At 68.3% G+C, this 20,177-nt stretch carries 20 protein-coding genes and 1 tRNA gene; 10 read left to right on the top strand and 11 right to left on the bottom strand.

What is annotated here, in order from left to right:
- The first annotated feature begins 218 nt into the window (after positions 1 to 218).
- From AACH10_RS10860 to AACH10_RS10835, 6 genes are read left to right on the top strand one after another with little or no spacing between them, the layout of a single operon-like run.
- On the top strand, positions 219 to 785 hold the full coding sequence (locus AACH10_RS10860; RefSeq protein WP_341410403.1) for an RNA polymerase sigma factor: 567 nt from the start codon (positions 219 to 221) through the stop codon (positions 783 to 785).
- Complete coding sequence (locus AACH10_RS10855; RefSeq protein WP_341410402.1) at positions 782 to 1,243, top strand: DUF3619 family protein; 462 nt, start codon at positions 782 to 784, stop codon at positions 1,241 to 1,243. Before AACH10_RS10860 ends, AACH10_RS10855 begins: the two co-directional genes overlap by 4 nt.
- Before the next feature lie 31 nt (positions 1,244 to 1,274).
- Positions 1,275 to 2,072, top strand: a complete 798-nt coding sequence (locus AACH10_RS10850; RefSeq protein WP_341410401.1) for a DUF3106 domain-containing protein — start codon at positions 1,275 to 1,277, stop codon at positions 2,070 to 2,072.
- A gap of 10 nt (positions 2,073 to 2,082) precedes the next feature.
- Positions 2,083 to 2,655, top strand: coding sequence for an RDD family protein (locus tag AACH10_RS10845; protein WP_341410400.1), 573 nt, complete (start codon positions 2,083 to 2,085; stop codon positions 2,653 to 2,655).
- Positions 2,652 to 3,104: a diacylglycerol kinase gene (locus AACH10_RS10840; protein WP_341410399.1), complete on the top strand. Its 453-nt coding sequence runs from the start codon at positions 2,652 to 2,654 to the stop codon at positions 3,102 to 3,104. The genes AACH10_RS10845 and AACH10_RS10840 overlap by 4 nt, the downstream gene beginning before the upstream one ends.
- A gap of 48 nt (positions 3,105 to 3,152) precedes the next feature.
- Positions 3,153 to 3,743, top strand: a complete 591-nt coding sequence (locus AACH10_RS10835; protein ID WP_341410398.1) for an LOG family protein — start codon at positions 3,153 to 3,155, stop codon at positions 3,741 to 3,743.
- Between the two features lie 93 nt (positions 3,744 to 3,836).
- Here AACH10_RS10835 and AACH10_RS10830 read toward each other — a convergent pair whose 3' ends face one another.
- On the bottom strand, positions 3,837 to 4,175 hold the full coding sequence (locus AACH10_RS10830) for a P-II family nitrogen regulator (RefSeq protein ID WP_260787924.1): 339 nt from the start codon (positions 4,173 to 4,175) through the stop codon (positions 3,837 to 3,839).
- Between the two features lie 207 nt (positions 4,176 to 4,382).
- Here AACH10_RS10830 and AACH10_RS10825 point away from each other — a divergent pair, with 207 nt between their 5' ends.
- Together AACH10_RS10825 and AACH10_RS10820 are read left to right on the top strand one after the other, a co-directional pair.
- Complete coding sequence (locus AACH10_RS10825; RefSeq protein ID WP_341410397.1) at positions 4,383 to 5,504, top strand: GNAT family N-acetyltransferase; 1,122 nt, start codon at positions 4,383 to 4,385, stop codon at positions 5,502 to 5,504.
- Positions 5,505 to 5,633: 129 nt separating this feature from the next.
- The gene (locus tag AACH10_RS10820; protein ID WP_341410459.1) at positions 5,634 to 8,312 is read left to right on the top strand and encodes a bifunctional acetate--CoA ligase family protein/GNAT family N-acetyltransferase; all 2,679 of its coding nucleotides are present in this window, start codon (positions 5,634 to 5,636) and stop codon (positions 8,310 to 8,312) included.
- A 65-nt stretch (positions 8,313 to 8,377) separates the two neighbouring features.
- Here AACH10_RS10820 and ppa read toward each other — a convergent pair whose 3' ends face one another.
- A complete protein-coding gene (ppa, locus tag AACH10_RS10815; RefSeq protein ID WP_341410396.1) occupies positions 8,378 to 8,917 on the bottom strand; it encodes an inorganic diphosphatase in 540 nt (179 codons plus the stop codon).
- A gap of 241 nt (positions 8,918 to 9,158) precedes the next feature.
- Between ppa and AACH10_RS10810 the strand changes: the two genes are divergently transcribed.
- Together AACH10_RS10810 and AACH10_RS10805 are read left to right on the top strand one after the other, a co-directional pair.
- Entirely contained in the window at positions 9,159 to 11,360 is a 2,202-nt protein-coding gene (locus AACH10_RS10810) for a sodium-translocating pyrophosphatase (RefSeq protein WP_341410458.1), read from the top strand.
- A 193-nt stretch (positions 11,361 to 11,553) separates the two neighbouring features.
- Positions 11,554 to 11,946 (top strand): hypothetical protein, encoded by a 393-nt coding sequence (locus AACH10_RS10805; protein ID WP_341410395.1) that lies wholly within the window; start codon positions 11,554 to 11,556, stop codon positions 11,944 to 11,946.
- A 76-nt stretch (positions 11,947 to 12,022) separates the two neighbouring features.
- Here AACH10_RS10805 and AACH10_RS10800 read toward each other — a convergent pair.
- The 9 genes from AACH10_RS10800 to thrS form a co-directional block, all read right to left on the bottom strand.
- A tRNA-Pro gene (locus AACH10_RS10800) sits at positions 12,023 to 12,099 on the bottom strand.
- A gap of 35 nt (positions 12,100 to 12,134) precedes the next feature.
- Positions 12,135 to 12,599 (bottom strand): MerR family transcriptional regulator, encoded by a 465-nt coding sequence (locus AACH10_RS10795; RefSeq protein ID WP_341410394.1) that lies wholly within the window; start codon positions 12,597 to 12,599, stop codon positions 12,135 to 12,137.
- 34 nt (positions 12,600 to 12,633) lie between these two features.
- Positions 12,634 to 12,996, bottom strand: a complete 363-nt coding sequence (locus tag AACH10_RS10790) for an integration host factor subunit alpha (RefSeq protein ID WP_341410393.1) — start codon at positions 12,994 to 12,996, stop codon at positions 12,634 to 12,636.
- Positions 12,997 to 13,048: 52 nt separating this feature from the next.
- Positions 13,049 to 15,475: a phenylalanine--tRNA ligase subunit beta gene (gene pheT, locus AACH10_RS10785; RefSeq protein WP_341410392.1), complete on the bottom strand. Its 2,427-nt coding sequence runs from the start codon at positions 15,473 to 15,475 to the stop codon at positions 13,049 to 13,051.
- A gap of 54 nt (positions 15,476 to 15,529) precedes the next feature.
- On the bottom strand, positions 15,530 to 16,579 hold the full coding sequence (gene pheS, locus AACH10_RS10780) for a phenylalanine--tRNA ligase subunit alpha (RefSeq protein ID WP_341410391.1): 1,050 nt from the start codon (positions 16,577 to 16,579) through the stop codon (positions 15,530 to 15,532).
- 103 nt (positions 16,580 to 16,682) lie between these two features.
- Positions 16,683 to 17,039: a 50S ribosomal protein L20 gene (gene rplT, locus AACH10_RS10775; protein ID WP_341410390.1), complete on the bottom strand. Its 357-nt coding sequence runs from the start codon at positions 17,037 to 17,039 to the stop codon at positions 16,683 to 16,685.
- A 29-nt stretch (positions 17,040 to 17,068) separates the two neighbouring features.
- A complete protein-coding gene (gene rpmI / locus AACH10_RS10770) occupies positions 17,069 to 17,272 on the bottom strand; it encodes a 50S ribosomal protein L35 (protein WP_260787931.1) in 204 nt (67 codons plus the stop codon).
- A gap of 129 nt (positions 17,273 to 17,401) precedes the next feature.
- Positions 17,402 to 17,929 (bottom strand): translation initiation factor IF-3, encoded by a 528-nt coding sequence (gene infC, locus AACH10_RS10765; protein ID WP_341410389.1) that lies wholly within the window; start codon positions 17,927 to 17,929, stop codon positions 17,402 to 17,404.
- A gap of 116 nt (positions 17,930 to 18,045) precedes the next feature.
- Complete coding sequence (gene thrS, locus AACH10_RS10760) at positions 18,046 to 19,953, bottom strand: threonine--tRNA ligase (protein ID WP_341410388.1); 1,908 nt, start codon at positions 19,951 to 19,953, stop codon at positions 18,046 to 18,048.
- Positions 19,954 to 20,177 lie beyond the last annotated feature (224 nt).

Raw genomic sequence — 20,177 nt, 5'->3', positions numbered from 1 at the left:
CTCCTCGCGCCCTCGTGAGGCGGACTCGGAACCTGCGCGATCAAAAACAACTCGCCCGCCGGGGTCGGCGGGCCGGCTTGAGACCCTAAATCGCTTTGTGCGAAGCAGCATTATTGCACCAGCCTCGGGCCCCGCGGCGGATCGCCCTGGTGCATCGATTGGTGGGTGCCATAATCCGCGCCGATTTCGGCCACCCCCACGCCGGGGTCGGGTGAACCTTGGCGAGCGACAAAGAACTCTCGGATTTCCTCAAGAGCGTCGAAAAACGGGCCTTCAAGCGCACGGTGTATGCCGTGCGTGACGAGGACGCCGCGCTCGATGTCGTGCAGGACGCCATGATCCGGCTGGCCGAGAAGTACGCCGACCGGCCGTTGGCCGAGTTGCCGCTGCTGTTCCAGCGCATCCTGTCGAACGCGACGATGGACTGGTTCCGCCGCCAGCGCGTGCGCAGCGCTGTGATGCAGAACATGTCGGACTTCGAAGGCGATGCCGATTCCGACGACTTCGACCTGCTCGAAAGCCTGGAGTCTGCCGACGGCATGCTCGGCGCCGAAAGCGCGGCCGATTCGGTGTCACGGGCCCAGATCCTGCTTCTCATCGAACAAGAAGTGGCCGACCTGCCGGCGCGTCAACGAGAAGCCTTCCTGCTGCGTTACTGGGAAGAGCTCGACACCGCCGAGACGGCGGCTGTCATGGGCTGTTCGGAAGGCAGCGTCAAGACGCACTGCTCCAGAGCCGTGCACGCCTTGGCCAAAGCCCTCCGCGCAAAGGGAATCGCGCCGTGAACAACATCGAACATCTTTACGCACCGCCGGCGCCGCGGCCCGCAGGCGACAGCCTGGAAGGCCAGGTGGCCATGCGCCTGACGGCGCGCCTCAGCCATGGCGCCGAGGAACTGCCGCACGACATTTCCGAGCGTCTGCGCTTCGCGCGCGAGCGCGCCGTGGCCGTGGCCCAGCAGCGCCGCCGCACCGAGTCCGTGGCCCAGGCCGCGCCGGTGCTGGTGGCGGCCGGCCGCAGCGCCGCGCTGGGCGGCCCGCCGTCGGTGTGGCTGCGCATGGCCTCGGCCCTGCCGCTGGTGATGCTGCTGGTCGGCCTGGTGGTGATCCAGCACCACCACGACGCCGAGCAGATTGCCGCCGCCGCCGAGATCGACAGCGCGCTGCTGGCCGACGAACTGCCGCCCGCCGCCTACCGCGACCCGGGCTTCCTGGAATACCTGCGCGTCGCCGAGGCGCCCTGAGCCCAGCCCTGCTGCCGACCGTCTGAGCGCCTTGAGCCCCCTGCCCCGCCTGCACCTGCCTGCCACCCTGCGACGCCTTGCCGCGGCCGGTGTGCTGGCGTGCGCCGCCGGCCTGGGCAGCGCACAACCGGCGCCTGGCGCCGGACCGGCCGCAACGCCGGTGCCGGTGCCGGTGGCCAGCACCGGCGGCCCCACCTGGGACAGCCTGACCAGCCAGCAACGCACTGCGCTGGCGCCGCTGGCGCGCGACTGGCCGACCATTGCCGCCAACACCAAGGCCAAGTGGCTGGAGGTGGCCTCGCGCTTTCCGCGCATGCCGGCCGACGAGCAGCAGCGCGTGCAGGCCCGCATGGCCGAGTGGGCACGTCTGTCGCCGGCCGAACGCACCAGCGCGCGGCTGAATTTCCAGGAAACCAAGCAACTCTCCCGCGAGGAGAAGCAGGCCCGCTGGGAGGCCTACCAGGCACTGCCGGCCGAAGAGCGCCAGGCCCTGGCCGCGCGCAGCCGCCCCGCTGGCGCGGACAACAAGGCCAAGCCCGCCGCGTCGGCCCCCGCGCCGATCTACGTGGCGCAGCCCAAGCAGAACCTGGTGCCCAAGCCGGCCGCCGCCTCGGCGCCGCTGATCAAGCCGGTGGCGCCGACCATCGTGCAGGCCAAGCCCGGCGCCACCACCACATTGATGACGCAGACGCCCACGCCGCCGGCCCACCAGCAGCCCGGCCAGCCCAAGATCGCGGCCAAGCCAAGCCAGGTGGACCGCAGCACCCTGCTGCCCAAGACCGGCCCGCAGGCGGCGGCCTCGGCAGCCGGCGACAGCGGCCACCCGTGAGGCCACGGGTGTGACGCAGCCAGCCGATGCGGGCGCAGGTCCTGCCGCGCCCGGCGCGATTGACTTCACGGCGCCCACACTGCGCCGCCGCATGGCCGCCTTCCTGTACGAAGGCGTGCTGCTGTTCGGCGTGCTGATGATCGCCGGGTATCTGTACTCCAGCCTCACGCAGCAGCGCCATGCGCTGCAGGGCAAGGCGGGCCTCCAGGCCTTCCTGTTCGTGGTGTTGGGGATCTACTTCACCTGGTTCTGGTCGCGCGGCGGCCAGACCGTGGCGATGAAGGCCTGGCATGTGCGGCTGGTGGATGCCGCGGGTGCGCCGGTCAGCCAGGCGCGGGCCTTCGCGCGCTACCTGCTGTCGTGGCTGTGGTTCCTGCCGGCGCTGCTGGCGGTGTGGCTGGCCGATCTGCATGGCGGTGGCGTGGTGTCGGCGGTGCTGATGGCGGGCGTGGCCGGCTATGCGTCGCTGGCCTTCCTGCGGCCCGACCGGCAGTTCTGGCACGACGCCGTCTGCGGCACCCGGTTGATCACCTGGCGCCCGGCCCGGCCCACCCGATCGGCGCAGGCACAATCCCAGGCATGACGCCAGCCGACGGCTCGCCGGCGCGACCGCCCGCCGCGGCCGCGCAGCCGGCCCCCCACACCCATCAGGACAACCCGCACAAGCGCCGCACCGGCCTGTCGCGCGTGGCCCATGCCTTCGTGTACTCGATGCAGGGCTTCGGCAGCGCGCTTCGGCACGAGAGCGCCTTCCGCCAGGAGGCGCTGCTGGGCCTGCTGATGCTGCCGGCCGCGTTCTGGCTGGGCAGCGACTGGATCGAACGCGCCTTGCTGCTGGGCTCGGTGCTGGTGGTGCTGATCGTCGAACTGCTGAACTCGGCCATCGAGGCCACGGTGGACCGCGTGTCGTTCGAGTTGCACCCCTTGAGCAAGCGCGCCAAGGACTACGGCAGCGCCGCCGTGTTCCTGTCGCTGCTGTGGTGCGGTGGCGTGTGGATCGCGGCACTGGCCAACCGCCTGCTCGGCGCCTGACACCCCACCGGTCTACCGTATCCCGCACATCCTGCGCGCCATCCCCACATGACCACCCAGCCCCCCTTCAGCGTCTGCGTCTACTGCGGTTCGCGCCCCGGCTCGCGTCCGGCCTACACGGCCCTGGCCCGTGCACTGGGCACGGCCATCGGCCAGCGTGGCTGGCAACTGGTGTACGGCGGCGGGCGCGCCGGCCTGATGGGTGCGGTGGCCGATGCCACGCTGGCCGCTGGTGGCCGCGTGGTGGGCGTGATTCCTGAATCACTGATGCGGCTGGAGGTGGGCCACGCCGGCCTGCACGAGCAGCATGTGGTGCAGACCATGCACCAGCGCAAGCAACTGATGGCCGAGCGCGCGGACGCCTTCATCGCGATGCCGGGCGGCATCGGCACCTTCGAGGAACTGTTCGAAGTGTGGACCTGGCGCCACCTGAACTACCACGACAGCCCCATCGGTCTGCTGGGCGCCGAGGGCTACTGGAACCCGCTGCTGACCTTCCTGCGGCACTCGGTGACCGAGGGATTCATGGACGACGGCCAGATGGCCATGCTGCATCAGGCCGACGACATCGCCATGCTGCTGGACGCGCTGCACGCCCACCGCGGCGACAAGCGCGACGACACGCTGGACCGCATCTGACCGCGCATCGGCCAGTCCACCGACCCGCAAGGCGGGATGCACCATGAACAACGGGCCCGATGGCCCCGTTGTCTTGTCAGTGCGACGCGGAACTCAGACCGCGGACTCGTCGGTCTCACCGGTGCGGATGCGCACCACCTGCTCGACCGGGGTAACGAAGATCTTGCCGTCACCGATCTTGCCGGTCTTGGCGGCCTTGACGATGGCCTCGACGCAACGATCGACATCGCTGTCCTTGACCACCACCTCCACCTTCACCTTCGGCAGGAAGTCGACCACGTACTCGGCACCGCGGTACAGCTCGGTGTGGCCCTTCTGGCGGCCGAAGCCCTTGACCTCGGTGACGGTCAGGCCCGAGACGCCCACGTCGGCCAGCGATTCGCGCACCTCCTCGAGCTTGAAGGGCTTGATGATGGCGGTGATCTGCTTCATGGCGGGCTCCGAAGAAAATGGCGATCGATTGGATCGAATTTAAGCACGGATCGCCAAGCCGATGGGCGCGCTACACGAGTGCCCGGCCGGATGCGTGAACGGTGAAAGGAGTGGCAGTTGTTGACCGACGGCATTGGCAGCGCCGACAGGCGGCTTGCAGTCTCTGGTGCGCCAGGGCACGTGGTGCATGTGCACGACGATCCATCGATGCTGGATGCCGGCCCTTGGGACGCCCTGCTGGCCGCACAGGCCCAGCCCACCCCGTTCATGCGCCTGCCCTATCTGGCGGCCCTGCATGGCAGCGGCTGTGCCACGACCGAGACGGGCTGGACGCCTCGCTTCGTCACCGTACACCGTGACGGCGAACTGGTGGCCGCCGCACCGGCCTACCTGAAGACGCATTCCTACGGCGAGTACGTGTTCGACTGGGCCTGGGCCGATGCCTACCACCGCCACGGCCTGCGCTACTACCCCAAGCTGCTGGTGGCCGTGCCCTTCACGCCGGTGCCGGGCACCCGCCTGATGGCCCGTGACGACGCGGCGCGCCACGCCCTGCTGGCCGGGCTGCGTGCGGTGGCGGCGCAGGCGAAGGCCTCGGGGCTGCACGTGCTGTTCCACACCGAGGCCGAGACACCGGCCGTGGCACAGGCCGGCGGCCTGGCGCGCCACGGCGTGCAGTTCCACTGGCAGCAGCAGGCCCAGGCGCCCTGGCCCGATTTCGACGCCTTCCTGGCCAGCCTGGCGCGCGAGAAGCGCAAGAAGATCCTGCAGGAGCGCCGGCGCGTGGCCGAAGCCGGCATCACCTTCACCACGCACTGTGGGGCGGAGATCGGCGATGACCTGTGGCGCTTCTTCCATGCCTGCTACACCGGCACCTACCGCCTGCACCATTCCAAGCCCTACCTGAACCTGGACTTCTTCCAGACCGTCGGCCGCACCTTGCCCGAACACTGGCTGCTGTTCGTGGCGCGGCGCGATGGCGCCGCAGGCACGCCGGTCGCCGCCTCGCTGGTGGCGCTGGATCCGGCACGCCGCGCGGCCTTCGGCCGTTACTGGGGCGCCACCGAGTATGTGCCATGCCTGCACTTCGAGGCCTGCTACTACCAGCCGCTGGCCTGGTGCCTGGCCCAGGGCTACACACGCTTCGAGGGCGGCGCGCAGGGCGAGCACAAGATGGCCCGCGGCCTGATGCCGGCGCCCACGCGCTCGGCACACTGGCTGGCGCATCCCGAGTTCAACCGGGCGGTGGCCGAACATCTGGCGCAGGAAGGCCAAGGCATCGCGGCCTACATCGACGAATTGCACGAGCACAGCCCGTTCAAGGCCTGAGCGCCGCGGGCCGGCCGCCCGCCCCTTGATGCAGGGCAAGCCCCGATGCCAAGCGCCCCCGTGCGGCACGCCGTGGGGTCTATGCTCGGGCAAACCCTGATCCGGCGTCACGAGCGCCGTGCCGTGCCCATGGACAAGCATTACCTCACCCCGCTGTTCTCGCCCGAATCGATCGTCGTTTTCGCCGGCGATCCCGACCAGCCTGCCGCACAGACCGCCCATGCCCGCGCGCTGCTGGCCGAGTTGCAGAGCCGCGGCTACAAGGGGCCGGTCACCTTCCTCGACATCTCGATGACCGGCACGCTGGCCGATCTGGCGCACTCGCGCGCCGACCTGGCCATCATCGCGCTGCCGCCCGATCAGGTGGCTGCTGCGCTGGAGGTGACCGGCCGCATCCGCTGCCGCGCCGCGCTGGTGTTGGGTGCCGGTGTGTCGGGCGCGCAGTGCACCGAGCTGCACGCCATCGCGCGGCGCCATGGCGTGCACATGCTGGGCCCCAACAGCCTGGGCTTCCAGCGGCCGCACCTGAAGCTCAACGCGGCCGCTGCCGGCCCGCTGGCGGCGCCGGGGCCGCTGGCACTCGTGTCGCAGTCGGGCGCCCTCACCTCGTCGATCCTGGACTGGGCGGGCCGCAACGGCGTGGGCTTCTCGGCCGTGGTGTCACTGGGCCCGAACACGGCGGTCGATCTGCCGCAGGTGCTGGACTTCCTGGCCAACGACGCCAGCACGCAGAGCATCCTGGTCTACATGGAAGGCATACGCCATGCGCGACGCTTCATGAGCGCGCTGCGCGCCGCCGCCTTCGTCAAGCCGGTGGTGGTGATGAAGGCCGGGCGCAAGCCGGCGGGCTCGCGCGCCGCACTCACGCACTCGGCCGCCATCGTCGGCTCGGACGACGTGTTCGAGTCGGCATTGCGCCGGGCCGGTGCGGTAAGGGTGCGCGTGTTCACGCAGCTGTTCTCGGCCGCCAAGTGCCTGGCCTCACGCTACCGGCCGGTCGGCAAGCGCATGGCCATCATCACCAACGGCGGCGGCCCCGGCGTGCTGGCCGCCGACTGGGCCAACGAGATCGGCCTGGAGGTGGCGGCCTTCGGCGATGCCGCGCGCATTGACCTGGCGCCGCGCCTGCCCGAAGGCGCCACGCTGCAGTCGCTGGTCGACCTGGGCGAAGATGCCCGGCCCGAGCATTTCAAGGCCGCGCTGCAGGCCTGCGGCAAGGACCGCGGCATCGATGGCGTGCTGGTGATCCTGAGCCCCAAGCCCGACAGCGATCCGGCCGAGGTGGCGCGGGCCATCGTCGAGGTGTTCCGGCCGGTGGCCAAGCCGGTGCTGGCCTGCTGGATGGGCGACGAATCGGTGCGCGAGGCGCGTGACGTGCTGAATGCCGCGGCCATCCCCAACTTCCGAACGCCCGAGGCGGCGGTGGACGCCTTCGGCAACATCGCCAGCTTCTACCAGAACCAGCAGTTGCTGCAGCAGACGCCGCCGCCGCTGTCCACGCTGAACCAGCCCGACACCGAGGGCGCACGCCTGCTGATCGAGGGCGTGCTGGCCGAACGCCGCAAGGTGCTGACCGAGATGGAGAGCAAGGCGCTGCTGGCGGCCTTCCACATTCCGGTGACGCGCACCATGCTGGCGCGCAGCGCCAACGAGGCCATGCTGATCGCCAGCCAGCTGGGCTACCCGGTGGCGCTGAAGATCGACTCGCCCGACATCAGCCACAAGAGCGACGTGCAGGGCGTGGCGCTGAACGTGATGACCGCCACACAGGTGCGCGACACCTACAACGACATGCTGGCCGCAGTGAAGCGTGCCCAGCCCAACGCGCGCATCAATGGCGTGACCATCCAGCCGATGGCCGCCAAGCGCCGTGGCCGCGAGATCTACATCGGCCTGACCACCGACGACCCGTTCGGACCGGTGATCACCTTCGGCGCCGGCGGCACGATGATCGAGCTGATCGCCGACCGCGCGATGGAGCTGCCGCCATTGAACCAGTTCCTCGCGCGGCGGCTGATCGAGCGCTCGCGCGTGGCGGCCATGCTGGGCGAGTGGCGCGGCCACCCGGCGGCCGACATCGATGCCATCGAGCAGGTGCTGTTGCGCGTCTCGGAGATGGTGTGCCAGCTGCCACAACTGCGCGAGATGGACATCAACCCGATCATCGTCGACGAGACCGGCGCGGTGGCCGTGGATGCGCGCGTGGTGATCGATCACGCCCCGCCCAGCGTGGGCGAGTACAACCACCTGGCCATCCTGCCCTACCCCAGCGCCTACGAGCGCGAGTGGCCGATGAAGGGCGGCGGCCTCTACACCATCCGCCCGGTGCGGCCCGACGACGCCGACATGCTGCAGGCCTTCGTGCGCGGGCTGTCGGAGGAGAGCCGCTACTTCCGCTTCGCCAGCACCATCCAGGAACTGCCGGCACGCATGCTGGCGCGCTACACGCTCATCGACTACGACCGCGAGATGGCCCTGGTGGCCGTGCACCGCAACCGCGAGGCCGGCGAGGACGGCGTGTTCGTCGAGCGCGAGCAGATCATCGGCGTGTCGCGCTACATCACCAACCCCGACCAGACCAGTTGCGAGTTCTCGCTGGTGGTGAGCGACGCCTACAAGGGCCAGGGCCTAGGCTCGCGGCTGATGCTCAGCATCATGGACTTCGCCCGCGCCAAGGGCCTGGCCGAGATCGACGGCCTGGTGCTGGCCAACAACCCCAACATGCTGCGCCTGATGAGCAGCCTGGGCTTCGAGACCCGCAGCTTCACCGAAGACCCCGACTTCAAGCTGGTGAGCAAGGCGCTGTAGCCCCCCACCCGACAGAAACGACAACGGGCCCCGCGGGGCCCGTTGTTCATGGCCGCGGCAGCGGCTTACTTCTTGGCGTCGGCCTGGTAGCGGGCCATGCCCTCGGTGACTTCGCCCTTGGCGGCCTCGGGGCCTTCCCAGCCGATCACCTTGACCCACTTGCCGGCTTCGAGGTCCTTGTAGTGCTCGAAGAAGTGCTGGATGGTCTTCAGGCGCAGCGGGTTCAGGTCTTCCGGCTTCTGCCACTGGCTGTAGACCGACAGGATCTTGTCGATGGGCACGGCCAGCAGCTTGTTGTCGCCACCGGCTTCGTCGTCCATCTTCAGCATGCCCAGCGGACGGCAGGTCACCACCACGCCCGGGATCAGCGGCACCGGCGTGATCACCAGCACATCCACCGGATCGCCGTCGTCGGCCAGCGTGTTGGGGATGTAGCCGTAGTTGCACGGGTAGTGCATCGAGGTGCTCATGAAGCGGTCGACGAACAGGGCGCCGGACTCATGGTCGACCTCGTACTTGATCGGGTCGCCGTTCATCGGGATCTCGATGATCACGTTGAACTCGTCGGGCGCCTTGGCGCCGGGGGTCACGTTGTGCAGGCTCATGGTTGTGCTCGTAGCGGCAGTGCCGGTGCAGTTTGCGGGGAAACCCCCATTCTACGGATGCCGGATGACCCCGCCCTGACGGACAGCGGTCTTGCGCTACCGCAGGAAAACACGGGGTCCGATCGATGACGCTTCCCTTACATTGGTCCGGCGACCGCTGCCATGGCCGGGTCTGCCCGGTAGCCAAGAGATTCGCGGCGCAAATCACAGGGCCTGAACCGACGAGGAAGGAGATACCTTGATTTCCACCACGATGGCGCTCTACATCGCGCTTGCGTGCGGCCTGGCGGCCGTGTTGTATGGCTTCGTACAGCGAAGCTGGATCTTGAACCAGGACGCGGGCAACGCCCGCATGCAGGAGATCGCTGGCGCCATCCAGCAAGGTGCGGCCGCGTACCTTGCGCGTCAATACCGCACCATCGGCATCGTCGGCGTCGTGCTGGCGGTGCTGATCCTCTGGCAACTGGGCACGGCCACGGCCATCGGCTTCGTGCTCGGTGCCGTGCTCTCGGGCGCCTGCGGCTTCATCGGCATGAACGTCTCGGTGCGCGCCAATGTGCGCACCACGCAGGCGGCCACCAAGGGCATCGGCCCGGCGCTGGATGTCGCCTTCAAGGGCGGCGCCATCACCGGCATGCTGGTGGTGGGCCTGGGCCTGCTGGGCGTGGGCATGTTCTTCTGGTACCTGAGCGGTGGCGCCAAGGCCGACCCGGCCACGCTCAAGCCGTTGCTGGGCCTGGCCTTCGGCTCCAGCCTGATCTCGATCTTCGCGCGGCTGGGCGGCGGCATCTTCACCAAGGGCGCTGACGTGGGCGCCGACCTGGTGGGCAAGGTCGAGGCCGGCATCCCCGAGGACGACCCGCGCAACCCGGCGGTGATTGCAGACAATGTGGGCGACAACGTGGGCGACTGCGCCGGCATGGCCGCCGACCTGTTCGAGACCTACGCGGTCACGCTGATCGCCACCATGGCGTTGGGCGCGCTGATGGTCACCACGGCCGCCAGCATGACGGCCGCGGTGTACCCGCTGCTGCTGGGCGGCGTGTCGATCATCGCGTCGATCATCGGCTGCGGCTTCGTCAAGGCCAGCCCCGGCATGAAGAACGTGATGCCCGCGCTCTACAAGGGCCTGATCATCGCCGGCGTCATCTCGTTGGTGGCGTTCTACGGCGTGACCACCGCACTGTTCCCGAACGGCCTTGAACTGGCCGCCGGTGGCAAGGTGTCGGCGATGGCGCTGTTCGGCACCTGCGTGGTCGGCCTGCTGCTCACCGCGGCGATGGTGTGGATCACCGAGTACTACACCGGCACGCAGTTCGCCCCGGTGCAGCACGTGGCGCAGGCCTCCACCACCGGCCACGGCACCAACGTCATCGCCGGCCTGGGCGTCAGCATGAAGTCCACCGCCTGGCCGGTGATCTTCGTCTGCCTGGCCATCGTCGGTGCCTACTGGCTGGCCGGCCTGTACGGCATCGCCATCGGTGCCACGGCCATGCTGAGCATGGCCGGCATCATCGTCGCGCTGGACGCCTACGGCCCGATCACCGACAACGGTGGCGGCATCGCCGAGATGGCCGAACTGCCCGACAGCGTGCGCGACGTCACCGACCCGCTGGACGCCGTGGGCAACACCACCAAGGCGGTGACCAAGGGCTACGCCATCGGCTCGGCCGGCCTGGCCGCGCTGGTGCTGTTTGCCGACTACACGCACGCGCTCGAATCGCAGGGCATGCACGTCAGCTTCGACCTGAGCAACCACATGGTGATCGTGGGCCTGTTCATCGGCGGCCTGATCCCCTACCTGTTCGGCGCCATGGCCATGGAGGCCGTGGGCCGCGCGGCCGGCAGCGTGGTGGTGGAGGTGCGCCGCCAGTTCCAGGGCGGCGAGATCATGGCCGGCAAGAAGAAGCCGGACTACAGCGCCGCCGTCGACATGCTGACCACGGCCGCGATCAAGGAAATGATCGTGCCGTCGCTGCTGCCGGTGGTGGTGCCCATCCTGGTGGGCATGCTGCTGGGTCCGGCCGCACTCGGAGGCCTGCTGATGGGCACCATCGTCACGGGCCTCTTTGTCGGCATCAGCATGTGCACGGGTGGCGGCGCCTGGGACAACGCCAAGAAGCTGATCGAGGAAGGCTTCACCGACGCCGATGGCAAGCTGCACAAGAAGGGCTCCGACGCGCACAAGAGCGCCGTCACCGGCGACACCGTGGGCGATCCGTACAAGGACACCGCCGGCCCCGCCGTCAACCCGCTGATCAAGATCATCAACATCGTGGCGCTGCTGATCGTGCCGCTGCTGCCGATGACCGGTACCAGCAAGCCGGCCGACAACCATGCCGGGGCGCCCGCCGCCACGGCAACGGCCACACCGACAGCCACACCACCGGCTGCATCAACGGCTGCAGCGCCCGCTGCGCCGGCCTCCGCCGCGTCGCAATGACCGCGTGAGCGCGCACCGGCCTGCGCAGCCAGGCCGGTGCAGTGCCCTGCCAGGCCAGCCCACGGGCTGGCCTGGTCGCTTCTGCAGCTCGTACGACACAAAGCATCAAGTGCCAGACGCCACGCACAGGGACTTTCCCGCATCACCCGATGCAGCCCCTCAAGCTGCCGCGCACTTCGTCGATATCCGGCAGATGCGCGCTCCCTGGAACTCCGATCCCACCGCCCCGGTGCCCTCGCTGGAGGGCTGGGAGGCCATGCGCCGTCCCGGCCGGCACTCCGATGAATCACTCACCGGCACCACCCGGCAGTGGCTGCGCCGCCTGCCCGCAGGCCGTCGGCCGCAGCGACTGTGCGAACTGTTTCCCCGCGTGGCCAACCAGATCGCCTGGTACTGGCGCGATCCCGCCGAGGCGCGTGACGTGCTGGACAACCTGCTGATCGACCGTCGCGGCGGCCGCCAGGGCTTTCCGCGCCCGGTGGCGCTGGAACTGCGCCGCCTGCGCGACTACCTGGACCGCGCCACCGAAGACCTGCCCGAGCATGGCCGCTGGAGCCTGCTGCGTCAGTTCTGGTCGGGTCACTGACACGCAACGCCGCTGAATCGGCAGGGCCCAGAAACGACAAAGCCCGAGTTCTTGCGAACTCGGGCCTCTCGTTCAATGGTCGGGGTGGCGGGATTCGAACTCGCGACCCCTTGCACCCCATGCAAGTGCGCTACCAGGCTGCGCTACACCCCGACTGAGCCTCACATTATAGACAGAAAAAACGCGTTTCAGAAAGCCAGCAGCGCACGAATCGACATCAGTTCAGCGCGCAGCTGGGATGGGGCCAGTTCCATCACTTCGGGCACCGGAATCGGCTCGTCGCCCGACCCCGCCGAATCGGCCAGCACCTCGTCGTCCGGCAGCCCGGCATCGCCCATGTCCAGACCCGCCGCGCCGTCGAGGGACAGGCCCGCGGCGCCCACCGCACGGGCCGCAGCGGCCAGCTCGCCCAGCTGGTTGCGCGCACCGCTGATCGTGAAGCCCTGGTCGTACAGCAGATCGCGGATGCGGCGGATCAGCAGCACCTCATGGTGCTGGTAATAGCGGCGGTTGCCGCGGCGCTTCATGGGCTTGAGCTGGGTGAACTCCTGCTCCCAATAGCGCAGCACATACGGCTTGACGCCGCACAACTCGCTCACCTCACCAATGGTGAAGTAGCGCTTGGCGGGAATCGCGGGAAGCGAATTCTCCATATGGATCAAGGCGGTAGCCGGGCGAGCTCAGACTCTACTCGAAGTCCTCCCCCAGCGGGGTATCGCCTTGCACGATGGCCTTGAGCTTGTGGCTGGCGTGGAACGTCACCACGTTGCGCGCCTTGATCGGGATCGCCTCGCCGGTGCGCGGGTTGCGCCCCGGGCGGGGCGCCTTGCGGCGGATGTTGAAGTTGCCGAAGCCCGAGAGCTTGACGTCGCTGCCGTCCACCAGGGTCTGGTGCACGATCTCGAAGAAGGCCTCGACCATGTCCTTCGATTCGCGCTTGTTCAGCCCCAGGCGCTCGAACAGCAGCTCGGCCAGTTCGGCCTTGGTCAGCGTGGGCGTCTCCAACGACGGCAGGATCACGCGGTCGGTCTTCGTGTCCTCGGTGTTCATGTTGTGGGTGTCCTCGGTACGGCTGACGGGCATTGTGAACGCGTTGGTGCGCTCAGGCACGCAGGCGCGCGCCGACGGACGCGGCCGCGCGGGCCACGGCGGCGGTGACGGCGGCCTCGATGCGCTCGTCGGTCAGCGTGGCCTCGCGGTCCAGCAGTTCCAGGCGCACGGCCATGCTGCGCTCACCGGCGGCCATGTCGGCGGCCGGCTTGGCCGGGCGGTAGACGTCGAACAGCGTGGCCGACTGCACCAGGCCCGCGGGGTCATCGCGCAGCGCCGCGATCAGCGCATCGTGGCTGGCCTGCTCGCCCACCACCAGGGCCAGGTCGCGCAGCGCGGCCTGGTGACGCGGGATCGCCTGGCCCACCGGCACACCGCGCTGCTGCACGGCGTCCAGGTCCAGTTCGAACAGCAGCGGTGCCTGCGGCAGCTCATAGGCCTGGCGCCACTTCGGGTGCAACTCACCGATGAAGCCGATGGCCTGGCCATCGACGATCACCTGCGCGCTGCGGCCCGGGTGCAGCGCCGGATGGGCAGCCGGCTCGAAGCGCGCCTGGCGCGGCGCCAGCAGCGCCTCGACATCGCCCTTCAGGTCGAAGAAGTCGACGGCACGCTCGGCCGTGCCCCATTGCGTGATGTCCAGCGGGCCATAGGCCAGGCCGGCCACACGCATCGGCTGGTGCACACCGGCCACGGTGGTGTCGCTGTCGGTCACCGCGGCATCGCGCATCGCCACGCGGCCCAGTTCGAACACGCGCACGCGCGGGGCCTTGCGCGCCAGGTTGTGGCGCAGCACGGCCACCAGGCTGCCGATCAGGCTGGATCGCATCACCGCCAGCGGCGCGGCGATCGGGTTCAGCACGCGGATCGGATCGGCATTGCCGGCTAGCTCATGCTCCCAACGTGCTTCCACGAAGCTGAAGTTGATCGTCTCCTGGTAGCCGAGTGCGGCCAGCGCATGGCGCACCGCATGGCGACTGCGCTGGTTCTCGGCGCGCAGTTGGCCGGTGACCGGCGCCACCGGCGGCGTGGGCGGCAGCGCGTTGTAGCCGATGACGCGGACGACCTCCTCGATCAGGTCTTCCTCGATGGCCAGGTCGAAACGCCAGCTCGGCGGCGTGACGGTCAGGCGACCGGCGGCCTCGGTGAAGGCCAGGCCCAGACGCTGGAACACCTGGGCGCACTGCGCCTGCGTGACCGGCATGCCGATGACCTTGGCCGCGCGCTCAACGCGCAGCGCCACCGGCTGGCGTGCTGGCAGACGCAGTGTCTGGTCATCCATCGGGCCAGCCTGGCCGCCGCAGATGTCCAGCACCAGCTGGGTGATGCGCTCGATGTGCTCCACCGTCTGTGCCGGGTCGACGCCACGCTCGAAGCGGTGGCCCGCATCGGTGCTGAAGTTGTAGCGGCGCGAGCGGCCAGCCACGGCCTGCGGCCACCAGAACGCCGCCTCGATGTAGATGTTGCGCGTGTCGTCGTTCACCGCGGTGGCGTCGCCACCCATGATGCCGGCCAGCGATTCCACGGCCTGCGCATCGGCGATCACGCCCACGGTCTCGTCCAGCGTCACGGTGTTGCCGTTCAGCAGCTTCAGCGTCTCGCCGACCGCGCCCCAGCGCACCACCAGCTTCTCGTGGATCTTGTCGAGGTCGAAGATGTGCGACGGGCGGCCGTACTCGAACATCACGTAGTTCGAGATGTCGACCAGCGGGCTCACCGAACGCTGGCCGCAGCGCGCCAGGCGCTCGACCATCCAGGCCGGCGTCTTGGCCTGCGTGTTCACGCCCCGCACCGTGCGGCCCGAGAAGCGGCCGCACAGGTCGGGCGCATGCACTTCCACCGGCAGGCGGCTGTCCTGCGTCACCGCCACCGGCGGGAAGGCCGGGCTGTTGAGTGGCGCGCCGGTCAGCGCCGAGACCTCGCGCGCGATGCCGTACACCGACAGCAGGTGCGCCAGGTTGGGCGTGAGCTTGAGCGTGAAGACGGTGTCGTCGAGGTTCAGGTGGGCGCGGATGTCCTGGCCCACGGTCGCATCGGCGGCCAGTTCCAGCAGGCCGCCATGGTCCTCGCTGAGCTTGAGTTCACGGGCCGAACACAGCATGCCGAAACTCTCGACACCACGCAGCTTGCCCACCTTGATGGCGAAGGGCGCGCCGCCCTCCTCGGCCGGCGGCAGCGCCGCGCCCACCAGGGCCAGCGGCACCTTGATGCCCACGCGGGCGTTGGGCGCACCGCAGACGATCTGCAGCGGGCCGTCCTTGCTGTGCGGGCCGGCATCGACACGGCACACGCGCAGGCGGTCGGCATTCGGGTGCTGTTCGGCCTCGACGATCTCGGCCACCACCACGCCGGTGAAGGGTGGCGCCACCGGGCGCATCTCTTCCACTTCCAGGCCCGACATGGTCAGCAGGTCAGCCAGTTCGGCGGTGTTCAGCGGCGGGTTGCAGAACTCGCGCAACCAGGATTCAGGAAACTGCATCGTGCAACTCGGAGGATTCGGTCGTTTCGGGGCGGCGGCAGGTCAGCTGATGGGTCAGCGGAACTGGCTGAGGAAGCGCAGGTCGCCCTCGTAGAACTGGCGCAGGTCGTTCACGCCATAGCGCAGCATGGTCAGGCGATCGGGGCCCAGGCCGAAGGCGAAGCCGATCCAGGCCTCCGGGTCGAGCCCGAAGTTGCGCACCACGTTCGGATGCACCTGGCCGCAGCCACCCACCTCCAGCCACTTGCCCTTCAGCGGGCCGGACTCGAAGGCGATGTCCACCTCGGCCGAGGGCTCGGTGAACGGGAAGAACGACGGGCGGAAGCGCAGCACCAGGTCGTCGCTCTCGAAGAAGCGGCGGAAGAAATCGGTCAGCACCGACTTCAGGTCCTTGAAGCTGACATTGGCGCCGATCCACAGGCCTTCGCACTGATGGAACATCGGCGAATGCGTGGCGTCGCTGTCCACCCGGTAGGTGCGGCCCGGCGCGATGACGCGGATCTCGGCCATCGGCGCGCTGCTGCCGCTGGCGGCATGGCGCTTGACATGCTGCACCGCGTGGCGCACCTGCATCGGGCTGGTGTGTGTGCGCAGCAGGTGGCCGCCGTTGGGGCCGGCGGTGTCCACGTAGAACGTGTCGTGCATCGAACGCGCCGGATGATCGGCCGGCGTGTTCAAGGCGGTGAAGTTGTACCAGTCGTCCTCGATCTCGGGGCCGTCGGCCACCTCGAAGCCCATCGAGCCGAACAGCGCCTCCATGCGCTCGAGCGTGCGCGAGACCGGGTGCAGGCCACCGTTACCGCGCTGGCGGCCGGGCAGCGTGACGTCCAGCGCCTCGGCCTTGAGCTGGGCTTCCAGTTCGGCCTCGGCCAGGGCCTGGCGGCGGGCGGACAAGGCCGCCTCGATGGCCTGCTTGGCCTGGTTGATCTCGGCGCCGCGGGTCTTCTTGTCCTCGTGCGACAGGGCGCCCATGCCCTTGAGCAGTTCGGTCAGGCGGCCGGCCTTGCCCAGGTAGCGGGCCTTGGCATCTTCCAGCGCGGCGGGAGCGGCGGCGGCGGTGAAATCACGCCCGGCCTGGGCCACCAGTTCGTCGAGATCGTTCATGGGGAAACTTCAGAAAACAAAAAAGGCCGTCCCGAGGTGACGGCCTTCGAAGCTGATGTCGGCAACGCCCCGTGCGCGTGCACACGGGGCGCCTTCGCCGTGATCAGGCGAGCTGGGCCTTCACCTTCGCCACGATGCTGCCAAAGGCAGCCGGGTCGTTGACGGCCAGATCGGCGAGGACCTTGCGGTCGATCTCGATCGAAGCCTTCTTCAGGCCGGCCATGAACTTGCTGTAGGTGATGCCCAGACCACGCGCGGCGGCGTTGATACGGGCGATCCACAGCTGGCGGAAAACACGCTTGCGGGTACGGCGGTCACGGTAGGCGTACTGGCCCGCCTTCATCACCGCCTGCTTGGCGATGCGGAAGACGTTCTTGCGACGACCACGGAAGCCCTTGGCCAGGGCCAGGACCTTCTTGTGACGGGCACGTGCGGTGACACCACGTTTGACGCGAGGCATTGTTCGGTTCCTTTCAGTCCGTCAGAAGATCAGAGGCCGGCAAAGGGCAGCATTTGTGCCATGTGCCCCATGTTGGTCTCGTGCACGTTCACGGCGCCGCGCAGCTGACGCTTGCGGGTCGTGCTCTTCTTCGTGAGGATGTGGCGCTTGAACGCCTGACCGCGCTTGACGGTGCCACCCGGACGGACGCGAAAACGCTTCTTCGCGCTGCTCTTGGTCTTCATCTTGGGCATGACTGCTCCTTCTAAGTTGCCCCTGCAGGCGGCCGCCCGTTGTGGCGCGGCACTTGCACAGCCTGCAGCGGCTGTTCCCCATGGTTGCGCTGGTGACCAAACCGGCGCGGGGAATTCGTGGATCCTGGCTTACTGCTTCTTGCGCGGGGCCAGCACCATGATCATCTGGCGGCCTTCGAGCTTGGGCATGTGCTCGACGACGGCGACATCGGCCAGCTCGTCACGGATGCGCTCGAGCATCTTCATGCCGAGTTCCTGGTGCGTGATCTCGCGGCCGCGGAAGCGCAGCGTGACCTTGCCCTTGTCACCGTCTTCCGCGATGAAGCGGCGCAGATTGCGCAGCTTGATGTCGTAGTCGTTGTCATCGGTGCCGGGGCGGAACTTGACTTCCTTGACCTCGATGACCTTCTGCTTGGCCTTGGCCTCGGCGGCCTTCTTCTGCTCCTGGTACTTGAACTTGCCGTAGTCCATCAACCGGCAGACCGGGGGATCGGCGGTGGCGGCGATCTCGACGAGATCGACATCGGCCTCTCCGGCCAGGCGCAATGCCTCCATGATCGGGACGATGCCGAGCGGCTCGTTGTTGACCCCGTTCAGACGGACCATGGGCGCCATGATTTCGCGGTTGAGTCGATGCTTGCGCTCGACATTGGGCATCCGGCGATCAAGAAACGTAGCGATGGTGCAAACCCCTTCGGATCACTGTGGATCCATGCCCCAAGGCAAGCAACGGGCGGAAATCAACGCAAAAAGTGCGCGCTTCGGACTGGACCTCAGACCTTGGCGGCGATGTCGGCGGCGAGCTTCGCAGCGAAGTCGGCCACCGGCATGACACCGAGATCCTGGTTGCCCCGGGCGCGCACAGCAACGGCCCCACTTGCCTTCTCCTTGTCGCCAGCGACGAGGATGTACGGGACCTTTTGCAACGAATGCTCGCGGATTTTATACGTGATCTTCTCGTTGCGCAAATCCGCCTGCACTCTAACTCCTTGTTTTTGCAGCGTTTTCACGACGTCCGCCACATACTCGGATTGCGCGTCGGTGATGCTGGCCACCACCACCTGGGTCGGCGCCAGCCAGGCGGGCAGCGCGCCGGCATGCTGCTCGATCAGGATGCCGATGAAACGCTCCAGGCTGCCGACGATGGCGCGGTGCAGCATGACGGGCCGATGGCGCGCGCCGTCCTCGCCCACGAACTCGGCGTCCAGGCGTTCGGGCAGGTTCGGATCCACCTGGATGGTGCCGCACTGCCAGGGCCGTCCCAGCGCGTCCTTCAGCGTGTATTCGATCTTCGGACCGTAGAACGCGCCCTCGCCCGGCAGGTACTCGAACGCGCAGCCCGAGGCGCGCAGGCCCTCGGCCAGCGCGGCCTCGGCGCGGTCCCAGCTTTCCTCGGTGCCGATGCGCTTCTCGGGGCGCGTCGACAGCTTGTAGATGATGTCGGTGAAACCGAAGTCCTTGTAGACCTTCTGCAGCAGGGCCGTGAAGGCCGTGACCTCGGCCTGGATCTGGTCTTCGGTGCAGAAGATGTGGCCGTCGTCCTGCGTGAAGGCACGCACCCGCATGATGCCGTGCAGGCCGCCGGTGGGCTCGTTGCGGTGGCACTGGCCGAACTCGCCGAAGCGCAGCGGCAGGTCGCGGTAGCTCTTGATGCCCTGCTTGAAGATCAGGATGTGGCCGGGGCAGTTCATCGGCTTCAACGCGTAGTCGCGCTTTTCCGACTCGGTCACGAACATGTTCTCGCGGTACTTGTCCCAGTGGCCGGTCTTCTCCCACAGGCCCTGGTCGAGGATCTGCGGGCCCTTGACCTCCTGGTAGCCGTTGTCGCGGTAGACCTGGCGCATGTACTGCTCGACGCCCTGCCACACCGTCCAGCCCTTGGGGTGCCAGAACACCGTGCCGGGGCTGTGGTCGTCGATGTGGAACAGGTCGAGTTCGCGGCCCAGGCGGCGGTGATCGCGCTTCTCAGCCTCCTCCAGCATCGTCAGGTACTTCTGCAGGTCGTCCTTGCTGGCCCAGGCCGTGCCGTAGACGCGCTGCAGCATCTCGTTGCGGTGGTCGCCACGCCAGTAGGCGCCGGCCACCTTCATCAGCTTGAAGTGCTTGAGCTTGCCGGTGCTGGGCACGTGGGGGCCGCGGCACAGGTCCTCGAACGCGCCTTCGCGGTACAGGCTCACGTCCTCACCGGCCGGGATGCTGCCGATGATCTCGGCCTTGTAGTGCTCGCCCAGGCGCTTGAAGTGTTCAACAGCCTCGTCGCGCGGCAGCACGCGGCGCACCACCGGCTCGTCCTTCTTGGCCAGGTCGGCCATCTTCTTCTCGATGGCGGCCAGGTCTTCAGGCGTGAACGGGCGCTTGTACGAGAAGTCGTAATAGAAGCCGTGCTCGATGACCGGGCCAATGGTCACCTGGGCTTCAGGGAACAGTTCCTTCACCGCATAGGCCAGCAGGTGGGCCGTGGAGTGGCGGATCAGTTCCAGGCCGTCAGCGTCCTTGTCGGTGACGATGGCCAGCTGGGCATCCTGCTCGATGCGGTGGCTGGTGTCGACCAGCTTTCCGTCCACCTTGCCGCCCAGCGCCGCCTTGGCCAGGCCGGTGCCGATGGATGCGGCCACGTCGGCCACGGTGACCGGCTGCGGGTAATCGCGTTTCGAACCATCGGGAAGCGTGATCGTGACCATGGCGGACTCCGGAAAGAAGGTCGGGGATGCGTGCGGACAAGAAAAAAGCGCGGTGGTGAGCCGCGCTTCTCGTCGTTCAAGGGGAAAGGGTCGAACAGGCGTGACGGCGCGGCCGGCTCAGAGGCCGGTGAAGGCGGCGAACGTAGTTCGCGGTGTCACAACCAGATGCCTTTCTCGTTCTTGCTGGATGGAAAGCACGCCATTGTACGCGGCGTGCCCGCCAC

Source organism: Pseudaquabacterium inlustre (assembly GCF_038066595.1).
Classification (GTDB): Bacteria; Pseudomonadota; Gammaproteobacteria; order Burkholderiales; family Burkholderiaceae_C; genus Pseudaquabacterium; species Pseudaquabacterium inlustre.
The sequence above is the reverse complement of the archived record's forward strand: the minus strand, read 5'-3'. Positions and strand labels throughout refer to the sequence as shown.

What these genes read in the sequence shown, in the direction of transcription:
- AACH10_RS10840 (WP_341410399.1), top strand. Translation starts at nt 2,652, where the DNA reads ATGACGCCAGCCGACGGCTCGCCGGCGCGACCGCCCGCCGCGGCCGCG.
- AACH10_RS10835 (WP_341410398.1), top strand. Translation starts at nt 3,153, where the DNA reads ATGACCACCCAGCCCCCCTTCAGCGTCTGCGTCTACTGCGGTTCGCGC.
- AACH10_RS10830 (WP_260787924.1), bottom strand. Translation starts at nt 4,175, where the DNA reads ATGAAGCAGATCACCGCCATCATCAAGCCCTTCAAGCTCGAGGAGGTG.
- AACH10_RS10825 (WP_341410397.1), top strand. Translation starts at nt 4,383, where the DNA reads ATGCTGGATGCCGGCCCTTGGGACGCCCTGCTGGCCGCACAGGCCCAG.
- AACH10_RS10820 (WP_341410459.1), top strand. Translation starts at nt 5,634, where the DNA reads ATGGACAAGCATTACCTCACCCCGCTGTTCTCGCCCGAATCGATCGTC.
- ppa (WP_341410396.1), bottom strand. Translation starts at nt 8,917, where the DNA reads ATGAGCCTGCACAACGTGACCCCCGGCGCCAAGGCGCCCGACGAGTTC.
- AACH10_RS10805 (WP_341410395.1), top strand. Translation starts at nt 11,554, where the DNA reads ATGCGCGCTCCCTGGAACTCCGATCCCACCGCCCCGGTGCCCTCGCTG.
- AACH10_RS10795 (WP_341410394.1), bottom strand. Translation starts at nt 12,599, where the DNA reads ATGGAGAATTCGCTTCCCGCGATTCCCGCCAAGCGCTACTTCACCATT.
- AACH10_RS10790 (WP_341410393.1), bottom strand. Translation starts at nt 12,996, where the DNA reads ATGAACACCGAGGACACGAAGACCGACCGCGTGATCCTGCCGTCGTTG.
- pheT (WP_341410392.1), bottom strand. Translation starts at nt 15,475, where the DNA reads ATGCAGTTTCCTGAATCCTGGTTGCGCGAGTTCTGCAACCCGCCGCTG.
- pheS (WP_341410391.1), bottom strand. Translation starts at nt 16,579, where the DNA reads ATGAACGATCTCGACGAACTGGTGGCCCAGGCCGGGCGTGATTTCACC.
- rplT (WP_341410390.1), bottom strand. Translation starts at nt 17,039, where the DNA reads ATGCCTCGCGTCAAACGTGGTGTCACCGCACGTGCCCGTCACAAGAAG.
- rpmI (WP_260787931.1), bottom strand. Translation starts at nt 17,272, where the DNA reads ATGCCCAAGATGAAGACCAAGAGCAGCGCGAAGAAGCGTTTTCGCGTC.
- infC (WP_341410389.1), bottom strand. Translation starts at nt 17,929, where the DNA reads ATGCCCAATGTCGAGCGCAAGCATCGACTCAACCGCGAAATCATGGCG.
- thrS (WP_341410388.1), bottom strand. Translation starts at nt 19,953, where the DNA reads ATGGTCACGATCACGCTTCCCGATGGTTCGAAACGCGATTACCCGCAG.